The organism is Cellulomonas sp. A375-1 (assembly GCF_001040865.1).
GTDB classification, from domain to species: Bacteria; Actinomycetota; Actinomycetes; order Actinomycetales; family Cellulomonadaceae; genus Cellulomonas; species Cellulomonas gelida.
This window is the reverse complement of record NZ_LFKW01000102.1, coordinates 5,825-11,750: the sequence shown is the minus strand read 5'-3', so window position 1 is coordinate 11,750 and position 5,926 is coordinate 5,825. Positions and strand designations below refer to the sequence as shown.

The window sequence follows — 5,926 nt, the reverse complement described above, 5'->3', positions numbered from 1 at the left end:
GGACGACGAGCCGAACATCCGGGAGCTGCTGGCCACGAGCCTGCGCTTCGCGGGCTTCGAGGTGCATGCCGCGGCCGACGGCGGCGCAGCGCTGCGCATGGCGCGCGACCTCGAGCCGGACCTCCTGGTGCTCGACGTGATGCTCCCCGACATGGACGGGTTCACCGTCACGCGGCGCCTGCGCGAGAAGGGCCAGCACATGCCCGTGCTGTTCCTCACCGCGCGGGACGACACGTCCGACAAGGTGCAGGGGCTGACCGTCGGCGGCGACGACTACGTGACCAAGCCGTTCAGCCTCGAGGAGGTCGTCGCGCGGATCCGGGCGATCCTGCGGCGCACGGGCCCCGGCGACGACGACCAGGCCAACGTGCTGCGCTACGCCGACCTCGAGCTCGACGACGACTCGCACGAGGTGCGCCGCGCGGGGCAGGAGATCGACCTGTCCCCCACCGAGTTCAAGCTCCTGCGCTACCTCATGCTCAACGCGGGCCGGGTGCTGTCCAAGACGCAGATCCTCGACCACGTGTGGCAGTACGACTGGGGCGGCGACGCGAACATCGTCGAGTCGTACATCTCCTACCTGCGCCGCAAGGTCGACTCGTTGACCGGCCCGGACGGCGAGAAGCTGCCGCCGCTCATCCACACCAAGCGCGGGGTCGGCTACCTCCTGCGCACGACGTCGTGACGGTCCGCGACCCCGGTCCCGTCCCGCCGCCCCCGGCCCGGCGTCCGGCGACCGCGCCGACCCCGACCGACGAGCAGGCACCGACGAACGAACCCGCGCCGACGAGCGAGCCTGGCGGCTCCGCGGCCGGGCGCGCGACCGACGGGGCCGAGCCCGGCGTCGTCGGCGAGGCCGTGCGCTGGTGGAGCGGGGTGCCGCTCGTCGGGCGGCTGCTCGGCATCTCCACGGTGCTGCTGCTCGTCGGGCTCGTCCTGGCGGGCGTGACCGCGACGTGGCTCGTGCAGCGCACGCTCGTGGACCAGGTCGACGACAAGCTCGCGACCGAGGGCGTCCAGCTGGTCACGACGTACCGCACGCAGGACGAGCCGTGGGAGTCGCAGGGACCGCCGACGGACTACTACGGCGCGGCAGTCGAGACGGGCGTGGTGCACACGCTGTTCTCGCCGCGCGCGAGCGTCCTGGCGAAGCGCGGCACGCCCTCGCTGCCGCGCATGACGTACGCCGAGGCCGAGGAGCGGGGCGGCGAGCCGTTCACGGTCACGTCCGACCGGGGCTCCGACTGGCGCGTGGTCGCGCTGCCCGCGACCAACACGTTCACCAACGAGCCGGTCGCCCTGATGGTCGCCCTCCCGCTCGCCGACATCGACGACACCATCCAGCTCATGGCGCTCGTGCTGGTCACCTCCGGCGCGGTGATCCTGCTCGCGGGCGCGCTCGTCGGCTGGTGGGCCGTCCGACGCTCGCTGCGGCCGCTGACGCAGATCGAGCAGACCGCGGCGGCGTTCGCGGCAGGCGACTTCTCGCAGCGCGTGCCGCCCGCGCCGGTCTCGACCGAGGTCGGGCGGCTCGGCGCGGCGCTCAACGGGATGCTCGCGCAGATCGAGGAGGCGTTCGCCGTGCGCACGGCCTCCGAGGCGCGCATGCGCCGGTTCGTCGCCGACGCGTCGCACGAGCTGCGCACGCCGTTGGCCGCGATCCGCGGGTACGGCGAGCTGTACCGCATGGGTGCGCTGACGACGAAGGACCAGGTCGACGACACGTTCGGGCGCATCGAGTCGTCCGCGACGCGCATGGGCCGGCTCGTCGAGGACCTCCTGTCGCTCGCCCGGCTCGACGAGCAGCGCCCGATGCGGCGCACGCAGGTGGACCTCACGGTCGTCGCAGCCGACGCGGTGAGCGATCTGCACGCGCTCGACCCGTCGCGCAGCACGCGCATCGTGCCGCTCACGCCGGGCGGGGTCACGGGCCCGACGACGGTCGACGGCGACGAGGCGCGGCTGCGGCAGGTCGTCGCGAACCTCGTCGGGAACGTCGCGCAGCACACGCCGGCGGGGTCGCCCGTCGAGATCGCCGTGGGACTGGCGCACGCCGACGCCCGGGACGGGGCTCCCGGCGGACCGGTGGGCGTCATCGAGGTGCGCGACCACGGCCCGGGCATCGACCCCGAGCACGCCGCGCGCGTGTTCGAGAGGTTCTACCGGGTCGACGCCTCACGGGGCCGGTCCTCGGGCGGCGCGGGTCTCGGGATGGCGATCGTGGCGGCCATCGTCGACGCGCACGACGGCCACGTGCGCCTGTCGGCGACGCCCGGTGGCGGCACGACCGTGCGCGTCGAGATCCCGGCGGCACCACCGCGGCCGGGACGGGGTGGTGCCACGCACGAGTCACCCGACCCGCAGCGCGCCGCGACGGACGACTCACCAGGCGACTCACCGGGCGACGCGCCGGGCGCCCCGCCGACGGGGGCGCACATCGGGCGGTAGCGGGACGAAGCCGCCCCGTTCGACGCCGCGCGCGGGGCTATGCTGACCCGTTCCCAGTCGTCGTCGTGAGGGTGGTCCATGGGCGTCCACGAAGCGCCTGCCTGGCTCGTCCCGGCGTTCGTCCGCAATGTCGTCGGTGCCGGAGCCACCGCGGCACCCGAGCAGATCCGTGCCGCGGGCGACAGGCTCCTGGAGCGCTGGTCCTCCCCGGGCCGCGAGTTCCACAACGTCAAGCACCTGGTCGACGTGCTGGTCCGGGTCGACGAGCTCGACTCCGAGAGCCACGAACCCGACCTCGTGCGGCTCGCCGCCTGGTACCACGGCGCGGTGTTCGACTCCGCGGACCGCAAGGCCTACGCGAACAAGGGCGGCGAGGACGAGGCCGCGAGCGCCCGCGTCGCCTACGACGAGCTCGTCGGGCTCGGCGTCCCGGAGGCGCACGCGCGGCGCGTGCACGACCTCGTCGTCGCGCTCGTCCGGCACTCGCCGAACTCGCTCGACGTCGACTGTGCCGTGCTGTGCGACGCGGACCTCGCGGTCCTGGCGACCGAGCCGCAGCGCTACAAGGCGTACCTGCACGACGTGCGCGCCGAGTACGCGCACCTGCCCGCCGAGGACTACGTCCGTGCGCGCGCCCGGATCCTGCGCAAGCTCCTGGCGCGCCCGTCGCTGTTCTCCTCGCCGCTCGCCCAGGCGTGGGAGGAGCCCGCGCGGCAGAACGTCGAGGCGGAGCTGCAGCGGCTCGAGAAGGAGCAGGCGGCGTTCGAGGCCGCGCGCGCGGTGCACGACGAGCGCGTCGAGCTCGAGCGCGAGGCGGCGCGGCAGTCGGGTCAGCAGTCGGACGCGACCCCCGGTGCGACCAGGCACTCCGGCGAGGGGCCGTTCGTCGGCGAGGGTCCCGCGGCGACGCCGTGATCCTCCTCGACCCGCCGCTGTGGCCACGCCACGGGACCACGTGGGGGCACCTGGTCAGTGACGCGTCGCTCGCCGAGCTGCACGCGTTCGCCGCGGGGGCGGGCGTGCCGCCCCGCGCGTTCGACCGCGACCACTACGACGTGCCCCGGGAGCGGTACGACGAGCTCGTCGCGGCCGGTGCCGTACCGGTGGGGACGCGCGAGCTCATCCGCCGCCTGCGCGCGAGCGGGCTGCGCATCCCGGCGCGCGACCGCCACTGACCCGACCGCAGACCGTCGACGCCCGTCGATGCCGTAGCCCCACCCGACCCCGCCCGACCCGCCCCCTTCGCCGGCGGTCGCCGCTCGCCCTGCCCGCGCGCGGGTGCGGGGCTAGCGTGATCGCGTGGCCAGGATCGAGAACTCCCGGTTGACGGTCGTCGGCGCGGGGAGCGTCGGCGTGAGCATCGCGTACGCCGCGCTGATCCGCGGGTCGGCGCACACCGTGGCGCTGTACGACATCGACCGGCCGAAGGTCGAGGCCGAGGTGCTCGACCTCGCGCACGGCACCTGGTTCACGGGCGGCAGCGTCGTCGGCGGGTCGGACCCGGAGGTGGTCGCGGACTCGCACCTCGTCGTCCTCACCGCGGGCGCCAAGCAGCGGCCCGGGCAGACCCGGCTCGACCTCGCGGGCACCAACGTGCGGCTGCTCGAGGGCCTGCTCCCGGTCCTGCTCGAGCACGCGCCGAACGCGGTCTACTGCATCGTCACCAACCCGTGCGACGTGCTCACGGTCGCCGCGCAGCAGATCACGGGCCTGCCGGCGTCGCGCGTCTTCTCGTCGGGCACGGTGCTCGACACCTCGCGCCTGCGCCGCCTCGTCGCCGACCGCGCGCTGGTGTCCGCCGGCAGCGTGCACGCCGACATCGTGGGTGAGCACGGCGACACCGGCTTCGCGCTGTGGTCGCAGGCGCGCATCGGCACGACGCCCGTGCTCGACTGGGTCGCGCCCGACGGCCACCGCTTCACGCCTGCCGAGCTCGACGCGATCACGCAGGACGTGCGGGACGCCGCCTACCGGATCATCGAGGGCAAGGGCGCGACCAATCTCGCGATCGGCCTGGCGTGCGCGCGGATCATCGAGGCGATCCTCGGCGACCAGCACGCCGTCCTGCCGGTCAGCACCGTGCACGACGGCCTGCACCGGCTGCACGGTGTCGCCCTGTCGGTGCCGAGCGTCGTCGGTGGGGGCGGCGTGCAGTACGTCCCAGACATGTCGACCACGCCCGACGAGGAGGACCAGCTCCAGCACTCGGCCCAGACCCTCCTGGCCACCCAGCACGCGCTCGGCCTCTAGCCGGCCGCGGCCACGGGCCGGCGCTCGGTCAGGCCGGTGCGGTCGAGGATCGGCGCAGGCCGAGGACGACGAGAACCGCGACCGCGGCGACCCCTGCGAGGCCCGCGACGCCGCCCGGGACCCCTGTGACCGCGCCGTAGTCGGCCAGCGGGACCTCCGCGAGCACGGAGCCGAAGGTGTGGTCGAAGCCGACACGCTGGGCCGCCCACTCCAGACCGTCCGGGGCGCTGACGGCGAGCGCGGACAGCCCACCGGCCGTCACGACGGAGCCGATGCCGAGCGCGAGCGACCCGCGACGGGTCGCGGCGGGGCTGGCCGGGCGTGGGTCCAGGGCCGTGACGCCGGGCGCCAGCACCGCGACGCCGGCGACGGCGACGCCGCTGATCACCGCCTCGCCGAGCCCGATCGCCGCGTGCACGGGGAGCATCGCGGCCGAGACCGCGCCGAGCCCGACGTCGGCCGTACCACCCACCGCGTACAGCGCGACGAACGCGAGCGCGGCGGCCGGGACCGACGCCAGCGCGCCGCCCGCGGCGGCCAGGGCGACGCGTCCGACGTCGGGCACGCGTGTCGCGAGCCGCGCGACGAGTCGCTGCACCGACCACCCGACGAGCGTCCCGACACCCACCATGAGCAGCACGTTCACGCCGAGCGCGGTGACGCCGCCGTCGGCGAAGAGCACGGCCTGCACCACGAGCACCGCGGTCACCGCGAGCGCCCCGAGCCACGGCCCGACGAGCGCCGCGGCCAGCGCGGCGCCGACGAGGTGCCCGCTCGTGCCGGGCGCGACCGGGTAGTTGACCATCTGCGCGGCGAAGACGAAGCCGGACGCGACGGCGGTCAGCGCGACGCGCTCACGGGTCGCCTCGGCGCGCGCGCGACGCACGGCGTAGGTGAGCGCGGCGCCCGCGACGACGGCCGTCGCGAGGCTCGTGCCGGGGTCCATCACGTGGTCGGGGACATGCATGGCGTGCTCCTGTCGTCGATACCGGTGGTGCCGGGCGGTGCGTCGGCGGTGGGTGCGGTGGGTGCGGTGGGGGCGCCGGTGCCCTCGGGTGCCGCGGCGTCGGCGCGCAGGGCGGTCCGCCAGCGGCCGACGAGCGGTCCGACGTCGGCGACGTGGGCGGCGGCGCCGACCGCGCGGGCGAGGGCACCGGGTCCGTGCAGGTCGAGCACGACGACGCCGCGCCGCTCGTCAGGCCCCGCGCCGTCCCACCCGTGGTGCCGT

Annotated in this window: 6 protein-coding genes and 1 pseudogene; 5 read left to right on the top strand and 2 right to left on the bottom strand. The window is 75.3% G+C overall.

The genetic code is table 11. The features are described from left to right. The 5 genes and pseudogenes from CWIS_RS10720 to CWIS_RS10700 form a co-directional block, all read left to right on the top strand. A partial coding sequence (locus CWIS_RS10720) for a response regulator transcription factor (RefSeq protein ID WP_048343287.1) occupies nucleotides 1-685 on the top strand: 685 nt, incomplete at its 5' end. After that, entirely contained in the window at nucleotides 682-2,448 is a 1,767-nt protein-coding gene (locus CWIS_RS10715; protein ID WP_231583790.1) for a cell wall metabolism sensor histidine kinase WalK, read from the top strand. The genes CWIS_RS10720 and CWIS_RS10715, both read left to right, overlap by 4 nt. A 78-nt stretch (nucleotides 2,449-2,526) precedes the next feature. Continuing rightward, on the top strand, nucleotides 2,527-3,363 hold the full coding sequence (locus CWIS_RS10710; RefSeq protein WP_229747279.1) for a hypothetical protein: 837 nt from the start codon (nucleotides 2,527-2,529) through the stop codon (nucleotides 3,361-3,363). Next, nucleotides 3,360-3,620, top strand: a pseudogene (locus CWIS_RS10705) (DUF4031 domain-containing protein); the annotation flags it as partial. The gene CWIS_RS10710 and the pseudogene CWIS_RS10705, both read left to right, overlap by 4 nt. A gap of 127 nt (nucleotides 3,621-3,747) precedes the next feature. Beyond that, nucleotides 3,748-4,698: an L-lactate dehydrogenase gene (locus tag CWIS_RS10700; RefSeq protein ID WP_048343285.1), complete on the top strand. Its 951-nt coding sequence runs from the start codon at nucleotides 3,748-3,750 to the stop codon at nucleotides 4,696-4,698. Nucleotides 4,699-4,726: 28 nt separating this feature from the next. On the opposite strand, the gene CWIS_RS10695 is transcribed toward CWIS_RS10700, so the two are convergent. Both CWIS_RS10695 and CWIS_RS10690 read right to left on the bottom strand, forming a co-directional pair. Further along, nucleotides 4,727-5,665, bottom strand: coding sequence for an energy-coupling factor ABC transporter permease (locus CWIS_RS10695; protein WP_048343284.1), 939 nt, complete (start codon nucleotides 5,663-5,665; stop codon nucleotides 4,727-4,729). Further along, on the bottom strand, nucleotides 5,644-5,926 hold a 283-nt coding region (locus CWIS_RS10690), incomplete at its 5' end, for a hypothetical protein (protein WP_197080824.1). The genes CWIS_RS10690 and CWIS_RS10695, both read right to left, overlap by 22 nt.

What these genes read in the sequence shown, in the direction of transcription:
- CWIS_RS10695 (WP_048343284.1), bottom strand. Translation starts at nt 5,665, where the DNA reads ATGCATGTCCCCGACCACGTGATGGACCCCGGCACGAGCCTCGCGACG.
- CWIS_RS10710 (WP_229747279.1), top strand. Translation starts at nt 2,527, where the DNA reads ATGGGCGTCCACGAAGCGCCTGCCTGGCTCGTCCCGGCGTTCGTCCGC.